Origin of the sequence: Streptomyces kaniharaensis (assembly GCF_009569385.1) — a bacterium.
GTDB lineage: Bacteria > Actinomycetota > Actinomycetes > Streptomycetales > Streptomycetaceae > Kitasatospora > Kitasatospora kaniharaensis.
This window is the reverse complement of the sequence record NZ_WBOF01000015.1, coordinates 1-15,670: the sequence shown is the minus strand read 5'-3', so window position 1 is coordinate 15,670 and position 15,670 is coordinate 1. Positions and strand designations below refer to the sequence as shown.

Below are 15,670 nucleotides of genomic sequence, written 5' to 3'. Positions count from 1 at the left end.
CCCCCGCGATGCACTCCGGCGGCGACATGGACGGATGCCGAGCGCATCGCTTCGGAGACGCCCCTGCCACCACCCCCGGCGACCGCATGCACGCCCTCCACGACACCCGTAGCAGGGCAGTCGCGGGGCGGGCCGTGGCGGCGGTCCTTGCTGTCGCCGGTGGCGATGGAGGCGAGAGGCGGAGTTGTCCCTGTACCTCCAGGCCGAGGGCGGGATCACACGTAGGTGAACGCATTGGTGGCGGTGCTGCTGCCACCCGCGGTGGTGACGGAGACGTTGACCGCGCCGAGCACCGTCCCGGGGGGCGTGTAGAGCGACAGCGAGGTGGTACTGGCGACCGCGAACGGCACGGAAGTGCTGCCGAACAGCACCTGTGAGGTGGTCGTCGCATCTCCGGTGGTCGTGATCGTCACCAGCGTTCCGCCCGTGAGCAGTCCGGTGTTCGGGGTGACCGTCAGCGTGCCGGGGTTGGCGACATAGGTGTACGTCAGGCCGCCGAAGGTGCCCGCGGCGGTCGTCACACTGACGGCCACCGGTCCGGCCGTGCCCGCCGGGGCGGTGACCGTGAGCCGGCCGTCGGTCTTCGAGATCACCGTGCCGGCGCTGCCGCCGAAGGTCACCGCGCTGGTGGTGTCCAGGCCGGAGCCGGTGATGACGACGCTGGTGCCACTGGCCAGTGGCCCGGCGGTGGGGCTCAGCGTCGACTCCACGGGCGCCGGGATGTAGTAGAAGGGCGCGCCGTTGCTGACCTCGCCGTTGGCGAGGACCACCGTCACCTCCACCTCTCCCGCCCCGGCGGGAGAGGTGCAGGTGACGTGGTCGGCGCCCGCGTTGTAGGCGACGTTGGTGGCCGGAGTGTCGCCGAACAGCACCTGGCTGACGGTACTCAGGGCGTTGGCCGTGGTGCTGGTTATCGTCACGGAGGTATTGCCCCCCGTGGAGCCCTGGTTCGGGGACAGCGGCATCAGATCCTCCAGAAGGCAGGCGCCCCGACATGGGCGTACTGGTTCGGATACAGCCAGTAGTCCAAATGGATGGCCTCCACCACAAGGATACTGACGACAACTCAGCCGAATGGTCGAGCGCATGACATGCCCTGAGCGCCGGGAATTCCCCAGCCCGCCCAGCGCAGCGTCATATCCGGCAGATCCGCCATGCGTGGAGTCCGCAGGCGTAGCAGGTCGGCCGATCCGTAGCGTCGGTAGCCGGAGTTGTCGCCAACGTAACTCCCGCAAATCCCGCGCTTCGCCGCCCACCTGCCCGCTGGCTCCCGGTGCGTCGATCCGGCCCGATGGTCGAAGGCGCGGCAGGGTTCAGCGCGGAATCACCCAGTCCGGGGCCCAGGTCCCGGGGGCGTCGCGGCCGGACGTTGTGCCGGCGAGGTGGGCGCGGAGGGTGGCCAGCGCGGGGTGGGGGTTGTCGCGGTGCCAGAGGAGAGAGTGCGGGTAGACGGGCGTCGGGTCGGTCACCGGGATTCGGCGCAGGCCGTGGTCGGCGGGCCAGACGAGGCGGGTGTGCTCGCCCATGAAGGTGGCCAGGGCCGGGGTGTCGGCGATGGTGTCGAGGAGCGCGTCGGAGCCGAAGTTGGGGCCCGTCGCCTCGATGGTGAGGCCGAACTCGGCGACGAGGTCGTCGTAGTAGGCCCCCCACTCGGTGCCCGGGACGATGCCGGGCATCCAGATCCGGTGCCCGGCGAGCTGAGCGACGGTCACCGACCGGGCGCCCGCCAGCGCGTGGGCGGGGCCGGTGAGGAGCTGGAGGGGCTCGTCGAGCACCCGGACGGACGCGATGTCCTCGGGGAGGGGCCGGCCGGGCATGGCGACGGCGCGGAAGGACGCGTCGATCGTGCCGGACCGGATGGCGGCGACGGCGGTCTCGATCTCGAACAGCATCAGCACGTCCAGGTCGATCTCGGGGTGCGCGCGGTGGAAGCCGCGCATCAGGCCCGACTGCGCGGAGCGCGAGGCGATCACGTCGACGCGAAGTGGACGGCGGCCGGTGCGCACGGACGCGACGGCCCGGTCGGCGACGCGCAGCAGCTCGCGTGCGTGGGGCAGGAACGCCTGCCCGTCGATGGTCAGCTGGGCCCCGCGCGGGGTGCGGGTGAACAGCCGCACCCCGAGGTTGCGCTCCAGCGTGGCGATGCGCTTGGAGACGGCCTGCTGGGTGACCGCCAGCTCGGCGGCGGCCTCCTGGAACTGCCCCGCGTCGGCGGCGGCGACGAAGGTCCGGACGGCGTCGAGATCCATGCCGACACTCTATGGGTACAACCGATGGTTGTGCTAGGGCGGCTCTTCGGTTGTTTGATCCCGGGGCATGGTGCTCGCTTTGATGCTTCCGATCGCGGATCGGTTGTGCGAGTGGAACAGCGAGGGCGTCGGGCATGAGAAGCGAACACCAGCTGGGACACCGGCCGGGACATCGGCTGGGGCGGCGGTTCGGTTGGCTCTGGGCAGCCTACGGAACCAGCGCGCTCGGCACGTGGCTCGCCTTCGGCGCGTTCCCGCTGATCGCCATCCGGGTCCTGCACGCCGGGCCGGCCGAGGTCGCGGCGCTGTCCTCCGTGGGGGCGGCGGTGGGCGCGGCCGTGGCGGTGCCGCTCGGCCCGTGGGTGGAGTTCCGCCGCAAGCGTCCGGTGCTGATCGCGATGGACCTGGTGCGGTTCGCAGCGCTGCTGACGATCCCCGCCGCTTTCGCGCTCGGCGCGCTCACCTTCGTCCAGCTCCTGCTGGTCTCGGTCGTCGTCGCGGCGGCCGACATCACCTTCCGCGCCGCCTCCGGCGCGTACCTCAAGACGCTGCTGCCGGCCGAGGACCTGCTCGTCGCCAACGCCCGGTTCGAGTCCACGGCCTGGACCACCACGATCATCGGACCACCGCTCGGCGGCGCCGCTCTCGGGCTCCTCGGTCCGGTGGCGACGGTGGTGGCCGACGCCGTCAGCTACCTGCTCTCGGCCCTGGGCATCCGCGCGACGGGCGGGCACGAGCCGCTGCCCGAGCACCGGGGGGCCGCGCGCATGCGGGCCGGGGACCTGCTCGACGGCTGGCGGTACATCCTCGCCGACCCGGCACTGCGCCCGCTGTTCTTCAACACCGCCTTGTTCAACGGCCTGGTCATGGCCTCCGAACCACTACTGGCCGTCCTGATGCTCGGCCGACTCGGGTTCACACCGTGGCAGTACGGCATCGCCTTCGCCGCGCCCTCGATCGGCGGGCTGCTCGGTTCGCGGTTGGCCCGACCGCTGGTCACCCGGTTCGGGCAGCGCCAAGTCCTGGTCGTGGCCGGGGCGCTGCGCGCGCTCTGGCCCGTCGGGCTGGCCTTCGTGGGGCCGGGCACCGGCGGGCTGCTGCTGGTGATGGGCATCGAACTCGGGCTCATCTTCTGCTGCGGGGTCTTCAACCCCGTCTACGCCACCTATCGCCTCGAACGCACCGCGACCGACCGGGTCGCCCGTACGCTGTCCGCCTGGTCGGTGACGACCAAGGCCTCGACCGCGCTCCTGACGGCTACCTGGGGCGTGCTGGGCGTGCTGCTCGGCCCACGTACGGCCATCGGCCTGGCCGGCCTGCTCCTGCTGGCGACCCCACTACTGCTCCCCCGCCGCGCCGCGGCGCCCCTCGCCGAGCCCGAGCCGGCCCCGAGCCGCGTCTGACGGGCCGCGATGGCTGTCACCGCGATCGGGCTGCGCCGGCCCTTTGATCTCCGTTCTCCTCCCGCTGCCCTGTGCCGAATGATCTCGACCACCGGACTTCCCTCAGGGCTGCCGGCGAGGCTCTGGCGGATATTCAGCTCACGTCAGGCCGATCACCGTCTTCTGCTCACCTCAGTTCGCCGCCGGACCGCTCCCCGCGGAGCATGGAGAAGATCACCTGATCGTGCCACTGTCCGCCGCGCCACTGCGCGGAGCGCAGCACGCCCTCCCTCACGAAGCCCGCCTTCTCCAGCGCACGCTGCTCGGCCAGGTTGGCGCAGTCCGTCCACGCCTGGAGCCGCTCGGCCCTGGTGTGGTCGAAGAGGTACTCGGCCAGCATCCGCTGGGCCCGGGTGCCTATGCCGCGGCCGTGCGCGGCGGGCACCAGGCCGATCGCCAGCGTCCAGCAGGCGGACGTGTCGGGCCGCCCCCAGCTGCCGGGGAACCACTCGACCCGGCCCACCGTCCGGCCCGCCTCCGCGACGGAGAGCACCCCGCCGTCGGCGCCGAGCAGGCCGGTCTCCGCGAAGCGGCGGCGCAGGCCGCCCGGCGAGCGGAAGCCGAACCACTGGTACGGGCCCACCCCCTCCGGCCCGCTGAACTCGCGCTCGAACAGATCGAGATCGTCAGCGGTGACGGGGCGCAGCGTGATCTCATCCGGCATGGAACGGCTCCTGATTCTCTCGGCCACACGGTTCGACGCCGCATGACCAGCGTGGGCAACGCTTCTGACCCTCCCACACATCTGGCCGCGCCCCTGCGGCGGCTGCCCCGGCCCTGATCCCGGCGGCAAGGAGCGGAACCTACCGAGACGGTCACACGACCGTAGTGGGAATCCCGGTCCGATAGGGGCCCGGAGGACGTCAATAGATCGCAGTTCTCGGCTACAGCATGACAAGCAGCTTGGTGCCCGGCACCAACTTCCGGTTGACGGAGGTCGATTGGACGAACACGGTGTACGCCGGGTTCTCGCCCGGCTTCACTGCGACCTCCGACTGCGGCAGGCCGAGGAGCTGGCGGGCCGCCGGGCCCGAGAACACCCTGCCCGTCATCTGGCCGGTGGCCGGGTCCTTCTCCGCCACGGCGAGCTGCTTGTTGCCCTGGATCTTCTCGCGCTTGGACAGCTCGTAGAAGGCGCAGCCGCTCTTGTACGAGTGTCCGGCGCGGGTGACGAAGTCGCGGATCTGTATCTGCTGGTCGACCGGGATCAGGATGTACTTGCCGGTGTCCAGGGCATCGAGATTGGCCTTCACCTCGGCGGTGCTCAGGTCCTGGCCCATGGCGAACAGGTTCCTGGTACCGCGCACGCCCTGCTCGCGGCCCCGCAGGAAGCTCGTGGCGGCGTTCTTGACGGTGCCGATGGCCTCCTCGACACCCTGGCTGGAGTCCGCGTCCCAGATCGCGATGTTGCCCGCCGGGAAGCCGTACTCCTGAGCGGTGCGCTTGGCCAGGGAGTTCGGGACCAGGATCGCCGAGGTCCAGTGGTCCGGGAGGTTATCCATGGCGCTCTGGATGCGGCCTGTCCACGTGCGCAGGACGGCGGTGCCCTTGCCGGCGTTCATGCGGGTGTGCATCTGGCCGGTCTCCGAGCAGCCGGAGGCGTTCTCCTCGCCGTCGGTGACGACGACCTGGAGGAAGGAGTGTTCCCCGTACCCTTCCCAGATGTTCTTCAGGTCGTCGATGGACTTCACGGCCGCCTCGATCAGCGCCGTCGCACCGTTGTTGACCTCGTAAAGGCCCTGGAGGGATGGCAGGTGCTTGACGTCCATGTCCCAGACCAGGTTCTGCACCTCGTGATCGAAGGCGTAGAGGCTGATGCGGGTCTCGTGACCGAGCCGGTCGGACTCCTCCTGAAGACCCTTCACGAACTCGTCCACCACCCGGACGAGCTGCGCCTCGTGCTGGCGCATCGAGCCGGACTTGTCGACCACGAGCGAGACGTGGTTGACCTTGTGCTTGATCCTGTTCGCAGACATGGTTCCACCCTTTTCCAACGTTCTTTCGGCGCCTTTCCGGCGCCCCCTCCAACGTTGCTTCCACACTATGGAGGGGCACTGACAGTCCGTTCTGACCTGGGGTTCTGTCGATGCCGACCGCCCGTGGTCAGTACGGCAAGCGTGCCGGGGCCGTCGGGGCGACTACCAGCCGGTACCGGTGGGCGGCCCGGCCCCGCCGGGAACACTTCGCCGATTCGGCGCACCACAGCGCAGGAGCCCCGGGAGCCGCCCCATGCCGCCGTACACCCGTCTCGTCGCACCGGCCACCGCACGGCCGACCAAGCGAGCGGCGCTGCGCCGCCTGGGCGAGTGGTGCGCGCGTCACTCGCTGATCGTCATCGTGCTGTGGATCGTGGCCCTGGCCGGGATCCAGGCCGCCAACAAGACGGTCGGCGGCACCTACTCGGACGACTTCTCGCTGCCCGGCACCCAGGCGCAGCAGGGCCGCGACGTCCTGCAGGCGCACGAGCCGAGCGCCGCGGGCACCAGCTCCCAGGTGGTGCTGCACGACGCCGCGCAGCTGACCGGCTTCCAGCCGCAGACCACCCAGGCGGTCTCCTCGCTCCAGCAGTTGCCGCACGTCATCTCGGTGCAGAGCCCACTGCCGCCGCCGGGCCAGCCCGTTCCGCCGGGCGGGCCGCTGGCGCCCGACGGGCAGACCGGGTACATCACCGTCCGCTTCGACACCCCGCCCACCCTGCTGGGCACCGGCTACCTGGCCGGGGTGGACGCGGCCGTCGCGCCGCTGCGGCAGGCCGGGGTGCAGGTGGAGTACGGCGGTCCGCTGGGCGAGCTGGCCCGGCCGGCGCCGGACGACCGCTCCAGCGAGGTGATCGGCTTCGCGGTGGCGATCGTGGTGCTGCTGGTGGGGTTCGGCAGCGCGATCGCGGCCGGGCTGCCGCTGGTGACGGCGCTGTTCGCGGCGGTGGTCGGCCTCGGCCTGCTGGGGCTGATCGCGGCGCTGTCCACCTTCGCCACCGTCGCGCCCACCCTGGCGACGATGATCGGCATCGGGGTGGGCATCGACTACGCGCTGTTCCTGCTGACCCGTCACCGGCAGAACCTGATGGACGGCGTGGACCCGGTCGCCTCCGCCGGGCAGGCGGTCGCCACCAGCGGGCGCGCGGTGCTGGTCTCCGGCTGCACGGTGATCATCGCGCTGTCCGGGCTGTCGGTGTCGGGCATCTCCTTCATCGCCAAGCTCGGCGCCGCGGCGGCCGTGACCGTGGTGTCGGCGGTGCTCGGCGCACTCACCCTGCTGCCGGCGCTGATGGGGCTGATCGGCTGCCGGATGGACCGGTTCTGCCTTCGCCGCCCGATCGCCGAGGCGGGCGGCGCCGAGGGCGGGGAGGCCGGCGGAAGCTGGCACCGCTACGCCCGTCGGGTGGAGGCGCACCCCTGGCGGTACCTGGTGGCCGGGGTGGCCGTGCTGGCGGTGCTGTCGATCCCGCTGTTCTCCATCCAGCTCGGCCACATCGGCGACGGCGCGGACTCCACCGACTTCACGGACCGGCGCGCCTACGACCTGATGTCCCAGGCCTTCGGCCCGGGCTCGAACGGGCCGCTGACCGTGGTCGTCGACCAGAGCGCCGTGCCCGCCGGGACGCGGCCGACCGTGCAGGCCTCGGTGCAGCAGGCGCTCACCGGCCTGTCCGGCGCCGCCAGCGTGACCCCGCTGCAGACCAGCCCGGACGGCGCGGTGCTGTTCAACACCGTCGTCCCGGCGAGCGCGCCGCAGGACCGCGCCACCACCGACCTGGTCAACCACCTGTCGGACACCGTGCTGCCCGACGCGGTGTCCGGCACCGACGCGAAGACTTACGTCACCGGCAACACCGCGGCCCAGGTCGACTTCCTGGACATCGTGTCGAGCCGGCTGATCCTGATCATCGCGGTGGTGGTCGGACTGGCCTTCCTGATCATCCTGGCGGTCTTCCGCGGCCTGCTCGTCGCGGTGAAGGCCGCGGTGCTCAACCTGCTGTCGATCGCGGCCTCGTACGGGGTGGTGGTGGCGGTCTTCCAGTGGGGCTGGGGCGGGCCGGCGCTCGGGGTCGCGGGGAAGGTCCCGATCGAGAGCTACGTGCCGATGATGATGTTCGCGATCGTCTTCGGGCTGAGCATGGACTACGAGATCTTCCTGCTCTCGCGGGTGCACGAGGCCTGGCTGCGTACCGGGCGCAGCCAGGACGCCGTGGCGCATGCGCTGGAGATCACGGCCCGGGTGATCACCTGTGCCGCGCTGATCATGGTCAGCGTCTTCGCCGCGTTCATCGTCAGCGACAACGTGGTGATCAAGATGATGGGGCTGGGCCTGGCCGTGAGCGTGCTCGTGGACGCCACGATCGTGCGGCTGCTGCTGGTCCCGGCGGTGATGACCCTGCTGGGCGCGGCGGCCTGGTGGACACCGCGCTTCCTGGACCGGATCCTGCCGCACATCGACGCCGAGGGCGAGGGCGAGCGGGCGTAGGCGGCCTGCCGGGGCGTCAGGGGCGGGCGGCGCTGCCCCTGCTCCGCCCCGAAGGGCGGAGCCTTTCCCGGGCTGCGTCACGGCTCACTCGTCGGCGTTGAGGGCCGTCAGGTAGGCGAGCACGTCCTCGCGGGCGGTCGCCGGGGCGGTGAGGGCGACGTGGTTGTCGGGCCGGACGAGGACGAGGGCGTCCCCGGTGATTCCGTACGCCTGGCGGGCCGCGCCGTCGGGATCGTCGAGCGGCACGGGCCGGACGTGGTCGGGCAGTCCGGCGAGGGCGGGGCGGGCGCCCGGGCCGAATCCGAGCAGCGTGAAGTGGTCGCCGGCGAAGCGGTCGAAGAGACGGGCCGGCTCGCCGTCGGGGCCGGTGCAGGGTGCGTCGGGCGCCCGGTCTCCGGCCCGAAGCGGGCCGGCGAGGTGGTCGATGGCGATGCGGCTCCACCGGTAGCCGAGGGAGAGGCCGGTGAGGTCGGCCACCCGGCCGGCCTCGACGCCGACGCCGGGGGTGCCGATGCCGTCGGTGACGGCTGTCATGCCGGCGGTGGTGACGTCGAGCGTCCAGGCGGCGATCGGCAGTCGCTCCTCCTGGTAGGTGTCCAGCAGCGCCGCTGCGGCGAGACCGCGCACCACGTATCCGAGCTTCCAGGCAAGGTTCCAGGCGTCCTGGATACCGGTGTTCATGCCGAGTCCGCCCGCCGTGGGGTGGACGTGCGCGCAGTCACCGGCCAGGAGGACCCGTCCCTCGCGGTAGCGCTCGGCGACTCGGACGTTGACCCGCCAGGTGGACAGCCAGGTGGCGTTGGTGAGCCTGAGGTCCGCGCGGCCGGTGTGCAGCGCGGCCAGCCGCTGGAAGCTCTCCAGCGACGGGGCGACGGTCCGGCCGTCGGCGTCCGTCTCCGGGCTCGCCTGCAGCTGCCAGCGGCGGCTGCCCTCGAACGGGCAGAGCATGAACACGCCCTGCGGCCCGAACCACTGGTGCCAGGCGCCCGGATCCAGCCCCTCGACCTCCACGTCGCCACAGACCATCATCGGCTCCGGGTCGCCGTCGCCGACGAAGGGGATGCCGAGCAGTTTGCGCACCGTGGAGCGCCCGCCGTCGCACGCGACCAGGTACTCGGCGGCGATCCGCCGGCCGTCCGCGAGGTGCACTTCCACTCCGGCGCCGTCCTGCCGGAAGTCGACCAGCTCAGTAGCGAGTTCGACCTCCACCCCGTACTCGGCGAGCTGCTCGCGCAGCAGCCGCTCCACGCGGGTCTGCGGCAGCCACAGGCTCGCCGCGTACGGCGTGGTGGCGGTGGGCCGGGCGCCGGCGAACGGCTCGGTCTCGTTGACGAACTCGCCGGCGAAGTACTTGCGGAACGGCAGGTGGGTGCGGCCGGCGGCCGCGAGCCGCTCGCCCAGGCCCAGGTCGGCCAGGACCTCCAGACTGCGCAGGTTGAGCGTCTTGCCGCGCGAACTGGTGTGGAACGTCGGCGCCTTCTCGATGACCCGGACCGCGACGCCCTGCCGGGCCAGCCCGCACGCCAGGGTCAGTCCGGTCGGCCCTGCCCCCACTATCACCACGGTCGTCATGTGTGTCCGCCCTTCCGGTTGTTGTCGGTGCACACCATGAAACAGCAACCCGGTAACAAATACAACCGAGTAACAAAATTACCCGGGTTATGATCAGTCCATGAGTCCGAGGCCCATGAGTCCGAGCGAGCCAGACCCGGGTCTGCGGACCCTGAAGAAGCAGCGCACCCGGCAGACCATCGCCGACGTCGCCATCGCCCTCTTCCTCGACCGCGGCTTCGACCAGGTCTCGGTGGCCGAGATCGCCGCCGCCGCCGAGGTCTCCAAGCCCACCCTGTTCCGGTACTTCGCGAGCAAGGAGGAACTGGTTCTGCACCGATTCGCCGACCACCTCGGCGAAGCCGGACGGGTGGTACGCGGCCGGGCCCCGGGGCTCACCCCGCTGGACGCCCTGGAGCGCCACCACCTGGAGCGATTGGAGGCCCGCGACCCCAACACCGGGCTGACCGACGATCCCGAGGCGCTCGCCTTCCTCCGGCTGGTCTACGAGACGCCCAGCCTCTCCGCCCACCTGATGGACTACGTCGACGCGGACACCCGCGCGCTCGCCGAGGCACTCGACCCGGACGGCGGAGTGGGCGCCCGCCTGGTCGCCGCCCAGTACATGGCAGCCCGCCAGGTACTCGCCCACTCCGCCTGGACCCGACTCGCCGCCGGGCAGGACACCAACGACGCCATCCGGCAGGCCACCGCCGAGACCGCCATGGCGTTCGCCCTGCTGCGCGACGGCGCCGCCGCCCACGGCTTCTGAGCCGACCGGCAACCGACTTGAAGGGCGGCACAAGGGTCGAAAGCGTAGGTCCGGCGCGCCGGGAGCCGCTTTGCGCAGCGTGCAGGATCCTCGAACGATCCGCGCAAACACACCGCCGAAGCCACCGGCCCAGCCGACGACTCTGCGGCCGTCGATACTTCCGGCAACACGCCGCAGGCCCACAGCAGTTGGCTACTGACTGACGGCATCGACGGCTCGCCGCTCGTCCACTTGAAGCTTTCCGACACCCCGCTGATCGAGGGCAAGTACCCGCTCCCGCCGTCCGCCTACGTATGGCCCCTGCCGACCGGCTCGGCAGCCCTTCCCGCCCCCGAGCATCTGACACACCGTCAATCAAGCGACGACCCGCTTCCGATCCGATCTGCCGGGCGTCTTCCCTTTGTCCACGACGGGTTGCAGTGTTGGTGGCCCGGGGCCGTCGGACGGGGTGGGAATGAGCGATCAGGACAACACACGGAACGTGATCAACGGGGGCACCATCCACGGCGACGTGGTCATGGGCGGTGCCGTCTCCCTGAAGCAGCGCCCACGACCCGGACTGGTGCGCACGCTGGTGGTCGTGGCGTGTGCACTGGCCCTGGTGGGCGCGGGCACGACCTACTACGCGTTCCACGCTGCGGACGGCGACGACGGTCCGAGGCTCAACGCCCGCTACGAGCCGGGGCACGGTGACGCCAACACGACCGCGGTCGTCCCGAGGGTCGTCACGCCGAGCGAGCTGCCGGCCGTCACGGGCTGCGGCGCCGCCCGGACGTGGCTGCACACGCAGGGTGCGACCGACGTGGGGGCGTCCCCGCTCACGATCTCGATGGCCGGCAACGGCCACACCGTGGCGATCGAGGGGCTGCGGGCGACCATCGTCGGCGAGCCCCGGGACCCGCTGCCCGGCACGGTCGTGGACTGCAGCGAGCCGGGCGAGGGCGAGAAGATCGACCTCGGGGTCGACCTGGACGCCACCGACCCGGTCGCGCTGATCGGCAGCTACGGCCCGGTGTCCTTCGCCCCGTACTTCACCGACAAGTACGTCTACCTGGAGAACCAGAAGCCCGAGGTGATCAGCCTCACCGTTCTCGCGGCCCGGCACAGCTACGACTACGTGCTGACGGTCGAGGGCTCGGTGGACGGCGAGCACCGCACCTGGACGCTGAAGGACGGCGACCGGCCGTTCCACATCTCCGGCGTGCGGAGGGAGCGGACCACCTCCCTGCTGACCCGGGGAAGGGGGTGGGAGACCAGCTACAGCGAGGGAGCCGGATCGCGCCTGCGGTGCAACCCCTGCTACGACCGCGAGGAGCAGGAGATCCCCGGCACCGCGGTGGGCGGCGCCCCGGGCGGCTACAGTCCCACGTTCGTGTCGGCGACCGATCCGGCGAAACGACCGGCCGCGCCGACACCGCCGCTGACCGTCGACGAGCACGACGCGGAATCCGTCGCGATCGCCTGGGCGGTCACCGCCGGCAGCACCGACACCTCCCGCGGCGACACCGGACCGGCGGCGGTCCTGCCCCGGATCCGCCGCTACCTGACGCGCGAGCTGGCAGCCGAAGGCGGCGGGCTGAACCCTTGCACGGTCGACGGCGTCAGCTGGCCCGCCGAGATGACGGCGCGTCGGGGCTGGTCGGTGGTGCTGACGGCGACGGCGTCGCCGATCGACGGGAAGTACGGCGCGAGCCACCTCACCGGTGACACCGTCGAGTTGGAGGTCCCGGTCACCTGCGTCTTCCGCGCCGAGGACGGCTGGTCCCAGCAGTCAGGGTTCTTCAGCGCGCGCGTGAAACTCCAACGCCAGTCCGACGGCAGCTACCTGATCTCCACCATCCGCAAGATGGAGTATGGCGTTTTGCCGCTCCCCGGCCCGGCGCAGTAAGGGGCCCCGACCCGGCACAGGACAGTCGGTCCTCACGACCTGGTCGTGGTCGTGAAGGCCGACGTTGCCGTATGGGGAGGGTGTCGGTGCCCATACATCCATTCCGTCCGCGGCGAGATCTGCGGACCGCTTGGCCTCACCCGTTCGCCTGAACTGCCGGCGGCCGGCGAGGCGGCGGTCAGCCGTCCGACGGCGGCCGGTGCTGGCTGGTCGGCAGTGCGCTGCCGGACTGCCGCCGCACTGGTCGGCGTCCGGCAAGCGGTGCGCCGTGCCAGCGCCAGTCCTTCCGGCGGGGACGATCGGGTGTCTCGATGCGCCCGGTGGCCCACAGAAGGGTCGACCAGGCGGTGCCGGTGACGGGAACATCGGGGAACAGTCGCGTGAGGACCCGCTCGCACAGGTCCTGCGGGGGCTCCCAGGCGCGGTTCAGACCCTGGACGACGTCGTAGGTGTGGACCAAAGTCTCCACGATGCCCATCGCGGCGAAGCCCTCAGGATCAGAGGCTCCAAAGACGTGCGGGGCCAAGGCAGTTGGATCTGCGGTGTCCACGGCGGCTGCGAGCAGTCCGCCGCAGGCCTGCACGACGGTCAGGAGTCCCGGAGGCCCCGCCTCCTGGTCACCGAAGATCACGTTGGCCGGGCCACCCGGTCGATCACTGGAGATGCGCAGCGGGACACGCGGTACGGCGATCGGCCGGGCAAGCCCGAACCGCATTGCGTAGGTGAGCAGATCGTCCGCGACGTGCTCGACGGTCTCCCAGCTCGTCCACTCCAGGCCACCGGCCCGTTCATGCCACTGGGCCGCCGGAATGTCTTCGAGGACGTCCACGCAGCAGGCGACAGCCTGGCGTACGTGCTCCCCGCTCACCAGCAGGGTCGGTTCTGCGGACTGTGCCATGTCGGGAGCCTACAAGGCCACGGCGAACGGCCCGCCGAGGGCCCCGGGGGTCCCGGTGCGGGCATGGGGCGCGGCTGGCGCGCCACGCCGAGAAGTCGGAGTCGCCCGGGTGGCTTCGGGGTGGGTGGGTGCCCACGCTGGTCTCGGGTACCGACCTGGGCGTCATGGCGGCGCTTCCGGTTGATCACCGTGCAGGTGGGGCGCGTCTCGACATGCGCGCCGAAGGTGGTCATGTGACTCTGATTCGGGCAAATACCTTGCCTCCAAAGCAGAGTGGGTTTTCGACCGCATTCCTGTACAGAGGAGCATCAATATGTTCAACGGTCAGCCGGAATTTCTTGACCTTCTCCAAAGGGCCGTGAGCCTCGCCCGCGAACAGTTCCCGGAAGCCGAGCTGTACGAGGCCGACGGGGTGAACGAGGGCGAGCCGACGCCGGACGTGCACGACATCGGCATGTGGCGATTCGTCTTCCGGGTCGACGAAGGCACGGTCTTCGTCAAGACGGTCAAGCCCTGGGGCGACCTGGAGAACCCGGAGCTCATCCGGCAGCCCTGGCTCGAGGACGTCGTCATCCCGCAACCTCTCCCCATGGACGTCACACAGGCGGACAAGCTCCTCAAGGAGAAGGGCCACTACAGCGGCCCGTACAAGACGGTGACCCTCCGCTGGCCGCTCTACCCGGGCCGGAACGAGCCCTACTACATCTTCGGGACGCCCGACCAGCGCCTCGGCTGGTACTTCGTCGGCATCTACAGCCAGACGGTGGAACACGTCAGCGGCTGACCAGCCGGCTCACGCCGCCGTCCTCTTCGGCTATTCGAAGAGGACGGCGGCATGCGCGCATGAGCATGGGCCCGGACGGGCGGTGGCGCACCACCACCGCGAATCGGGCGGCCATTGTGATGACATCTGAAATTGGCTCTGCCCGGAGTTCCGTAAAGCCCCGATCATCTGCGGTGGAAGTGCGACAGGGGATCTGCCAGGAACGGCGCGCAGACGCGGCCGGTCAGGCATCTCGACATCCACCTGGTTGACGATGGAATGGTCAGTGCCACACCGTGTTCCAGTCCTGGGTCGGGCCTCCGGTGTCCACGTCCAGGTTGGAGAAGATTCCCACCAGGATCAGGATCAGCACGATCAGCCCGAACAGCGCCACCATCACCCTGTCCTCGGGGCCGGGCTGGTGCGGCCGGTTCCGCTGCTCGTCGTCGTCCCCGGCCGGCCGGCCCGCGTCGTCATCCGGATCCATCGCACCCCCTGCACCCGCTCCCATGGCACCGCGCCGCGCGGAGGCCGTCAAGACCGCCAGCCCGGGGCCAGGACCGGAGCCCTGGGTCAGCTCTGGTCGTTCTCGGTCCACGGCGGAGTTTCTCCGGGTTGCGGACCGCCCAGATGTGGGTGATGCGTCCGGCGGAGAGGCTGAACGCCGCCACGGTCGCGGTGACGCCGGCATGCTGGGCGACCAGGCCGGGCTGGCCGTTGACGGTCCGTTCCAGGAGCGTGAGCCCAGGGGCTTTGTCGGCGATGTGGATCAGGCACCGGGCGATGCGGTCGCTGCCCTGGACCGGGCGCAGGGCGGTGCCGACCAGTCCGCCACCGTCGGCGGCTGCGCGCCCTGGTCCGCGCATCGGTGGGAATCCCGCTGGTGCAGCTGAGGACCTCGGCACGGCTGCGTACCGCCGTTGCCGCCCTGCCCGGTGCGAGCGGGTGCGGCTCAGGGCTGCGGCGGAGCGGCGGACAGGAGGGCGTCGAGCAGGCCGGGGAAGCGGGTGTCGAGGTCAGTGCGGCGCAGGCTGACGAAGCGGTTGCGTCCGGCGACGCGGGTGGTCGTGACGCCGGCCTCGCGCAGGACGCGCATGTGGTGGGAGACGGTCGACTTGTGCAGGTGCTCCAGGCCGAGGTCGCGGGGGGCGCAGGAGTGCTCGGCGCCGTCGGCGTAGCTGAGGAGCAGACGCATGCGGACCGGGTCGCCGAGGGCGTGCAGCACGGTGACGAGGTCGATGTCGGCGGTGGCGGGCTGGGGAAGCCGCTCGTCTTCGGGCATGGCGCTCGGTCCTCGGGTGTCGGGGTCGGAGTCGGGGTCGGACATTGGTTTGACAATCATCCACCAATCATCGAGTGTTTGACGAGCATCAAACTGTTGCCCATCCATCAAACAATCGGGGGTCCGTCCCGTGCCCGTCCGCCTGCTCCTGCTCGCCCTCGGCACCTTCGCCATGGGGACCGACTCGATGGTCGTCGCCGGCATCCTCGGGCCGGTCTCCGCCGACCTGGGGGTGTCCGTGCCCGCCGCGGGCCAGCTGGTCACCGTCTTCGCGCTCGGCTACGCGCTGCTGGCTCCGGTGCTGGCCACGCTCACCGCCCGCTGGCCGCGCCGACGCCTCCTGTTGACCGCGCTCGTGCTC

14 protein-coding genes and 1 pseudogene are annotated in these 15,670 nt (G+C 70.9%); 6 read left to right on the top strand and 9 right to left on the bottom strand.

Annotated elements, in window-relative coordinates:
• Positions 1 to 215: 215 nt before the first annotated feature.
• Positions 216 to 965 (bottom strand): IPT/TIG domain-containing protein, encoded by a 750-nt coding sequence (locus F7Q99_RS39610; protein WP_153472252.1) that lies wholly within the window; start codon positions 963 to 965, stop codon positions 216 to 218.
• A gap of 348 nt (positions 966 to 1,313) precedes the next feature.
• On the bottom strand, positions 1,314 to 2,249 hold the full coding sequence (locus tag F7Q99_RS39605) for a LysR family transcriptional regulator (RefSeq protein ID WP_153472249.1): 936 nt from the start codon (positions 2,247 to 2,249) through the stop codon (positions 1,314 to 1,316).
• Positions 2,250 to 2,383: 134 nt separating this feature from the next.
• Here F7Q99_RS39605 and F7Q99_RS39600 point away from each other — a divergent pair, with 134 nt between their 5' ends.
• Positions 2,384 to 3,652 carry an MFS transporter gene (locus F7Q99_RS39600; protein ID WP_153472246.1) on the top strand — a complete coding sequence of 423 codons (1,269 nt, stop codon included), beginning with the start codon at positions 2,384 to 2,386 and terminating at the stop codon, positions 3,650 to 3,652.
• Positions 3,653 to 3,818: 166 nt separating this feature from the next.
• Here the strand turns inward: F7Q99_RS39600 and F7Q99_RS39595 are convergent, their stop codons facing one another.
• Positions 3,819 to 4,355 carry a GNAT family N-acetyltransferase gene (locus F7Q99_RS39595; RefSeq protein ID WP_153472244.1) on the bottom strand — a complete coding sequence of 179 codons (537 nt, stop codon included), beginning with the start codon at positions 4,353 to 4,355 and terminating at the stop codon, positions 3,819 to 3,821.
• Between the two features lie 220 nt (positions 4,356 to 4,575).
• A complete protein-coding gene (locus F7Q99_RS39590; protein ID WP_153472241.1) occupies positions 4,576 to 5,667 on the bottom strand; it encodes a vWA domain-containing protein in 1,092 nt (363 codons plus the stop codon).
• Positions 5,668 to 5,920: 253 nt separating this feature from the next.
• On the opposite strand from F7Q99_RS39590, the gene F7Q99_RS39585 reads away from it, so the two are divergent.
• The gene (locus tag F7Q99_RS39585) at positions 5,921 to 8,155 is read left to right on the top strand and encodes an MMPL family transporter (protein ID WP_153472238.1); all 2,235 of its coding nucleotides are present in this window, start codon (positions 5,921 to 5,923) and stop codon (positions 8,153 to 8,155) included.
• Between the two features lie 84 nt (positions 8,156 to 8,239).
• Here the strand turns inward: F7Q99_RS39585 and F7Q99_RS39580 are convergent, their stop codons facing one another.
• Positions 8,240 to 9,727 (bottom strand): FAD-dependent monooxygenase, encoded by a 1,488-nt coding sequence (locus tag F7Q99_RS39580; protein ID WP_153472235.1) that lies wholly within the window; start codon positions 9,725 to 9,727, stop codon positions 8,240 to 8,242.
• 100 nt (positions 9,728 to 9,827) lie between these two features.
• Between F7Q99_RS39580 and F7Q99_RS39575 the strand changes: the two genes are divergently transcribed.
• Both F7Q99_RS39575 and F7Q99_RS39570 read left to right on the top strand, forming a co-directional pair.
• Complete coding sequence (locus F7Q99_RS39575; protein ID WP_230211362.1) at positions 9,828 to 10,478, top strand: TetR family transcriptional regulator; 651 nt, start codon at positions 9,828 to 9,830, stop codon at positions 10,476 to 10,478.
• Positions 10,479 to 10,932: 454 nt separating this feature from the next.
• Positions 10,933 to 12,366, top strand: coding sequence for a hypothetical protein (locus F7Q99_RS39570; protein WP_153472232.1), 1,434 nt, complete (start codon positions 10,933 to 10,935; stop codon positions 12,364 to 12,366).
• A gap of 178 nt (positions 12,367 to 12,544) precedes the next feature.
• Here the strand turns inward: F7Q99_RS39570 and F7Q99_RS39565 are convergent, their stop codons facing one another.
• Positions 12,545 to 13,264: a maleylpyruvate isomerase N-terminal domain-containing protein gene (locus F7Q99_RS39565; protein ID WP_153472229.1), complete on the bottom strand. Its 720-nt coding sequence runs from the start codon at positions 13,262 to 13,264 to the stop codon at positions 12,545 to 12,547.
• A gap of 358 nt (positions 13,265 to 13,622) precedes the next feature.
• On the opposite strand from F7Q99_RS39565, the gene F7Q99_RS39560 reads away from it, so the two are divergent.
• On the top strand, positions 13,623 to 14,048 hold the full coding sequence (locus F7Q99_RS39560) for a hypothetical protein (RefSeq protein ID WP_153472226.1): 426 nt from the start codon (positions 13,623 to 13,625) through the stop codon (positions 14,046 to 14,048).
• Positions 14,049 to 14,310: 262 nt separating this feature from the next.
• Here F7Q99_RS39560 and F7Q99_RS39555 read toward each other — a convergent pair whose 3' ends face one another.
• From F7Q99_RS39555 to F7Q99_RS39545, 3 genes and pseudogenes are all read right to left on the bottom strand, one after another.
• A complete protein-coding gene (locus tag F7Q99_RS39555) occupies positions 14,311 to 14,514 on the bottom strand; it encodes a hypothetical protein (protein WP_153472223.1) in 204 nt (67 codons plus the stop codon).
• Positions 14,515 to 14,617: 103 nt separating this feature from the next.
• A pseudogene (locus F7Q99_RS42365) lies at positions 14,618 to 14,869 on the bottom strand (RNA polymerase subunit sigma-24); the annotation flags it as partial.
• A 110-nt stretch (positions 14,870 to 14,979) separates the two neighbouring features.
• Positions 14,980 to 15,369, bottom strand: coding sequence for an ArsR/SmtB family transcription factor (locus tag F7Q99_RS39545; protein ID WP_326847580.1), 390 nt, complete (start codon positions 15,367 to 15,369; stop codon positions 14,980 to 14,982).
• A 70-nt stretch (positions 15,370 to 15,439) separates the two neighbouring features.
• Between F7Q99_RS39545 and F7Q99_RS39540 the strand changes: the two genes are divergently transcribed.
• Positions 15,440 to 15,670 (top strand): MFS transporter (locus tag F7Q99_RS39540; RefSeq protein WP_326847579.1); only part of this gene is annotated, 231 nt, incomplete at its 3' end.

Coding starts and splice junctions, on each gene's coding strand:
- F7Q99_RS39610 (WP_153472252.1), bottom strand. CDS start 965: ATGCCGCTGTCCCCGAACCAGGGCTCCACGGGGGGCAATACCTCCGTG.
- F7Q99_RS39605 (WP_153472249.1), bottom strand. CDS start 2,249: ATGGATCTCGACGCCGTCCGGACCTTCGTCGCCGCCGCCGACGCGGGG.
- F7Q99_RS39600 (WP_153472246.1), top strand. CDS start 2,384: ATGAGAAGCGAACACCAGCTGGGACACCGGCCGGGACATCGGCTGGGG.
- F7Q99_RS39595 (WP_153472244.1), bottom strand. CDS start 4,355: ATGCCGGATGAGATCACGCTGCGCCCCGTCACCGCTGACGATCTCGAT.
- F7Q99_RS39590 (WP_153472241.1), bottom strand. CDS start 5,667: ATGTCTGCGAACAGGATCAAGCACAAGGTCAACCACGTCTCGCTCGTG.
- F7Q99_RS39585 (WP_153472238.1), top strand. CDS start 5,921: ATGCCGCCGTACACCCGTCTCGTCGCACCGGCCACCGCACGGCCGACC.
- F7Q99_RS39580 (WP_153472235.1), bottom strand. CDS start 9,727: ATGACGACCGTGGTGATAGTGGGGGCAGGGCCGACCGGACTGACCCTG.
- F7Q99_RS39575 (WP_230211362.1), top strand. CDS start 9,828: ATGAGTCCGAGGCCCATGAGTCCGAGCGAGCCAGACCCGGGTCTGCGG.
- F7Q99_RS39570 (WP_153472232.1), top strand. CDS start 10,933: ATGAGCGATCAGGACAACACACGGAACGTGATCAACGGGGGCACCATC.
- F7Q99_RS39565 (WP_153472229.1), bottom strand. CDS start 13,264: ATGGCACAGTCCGCAGAACCGACCCTGCTGGTGAGCGGGGAGCACGTA.
- F7Q99_RS39555 (WP_153472223.1), bottom strand. CDS start 14,514: ATGGATCCGGATGACGACGCGGGCCGGCCGGCCGGGGACGACGACGAG.
- F7Q99_RS39545 (WP_326847580.1), bottom strand. CDS start 15,369: ATGATTGTCAAACCAATGTCCGACCCCGACTCCGACCCCGACACCCGA.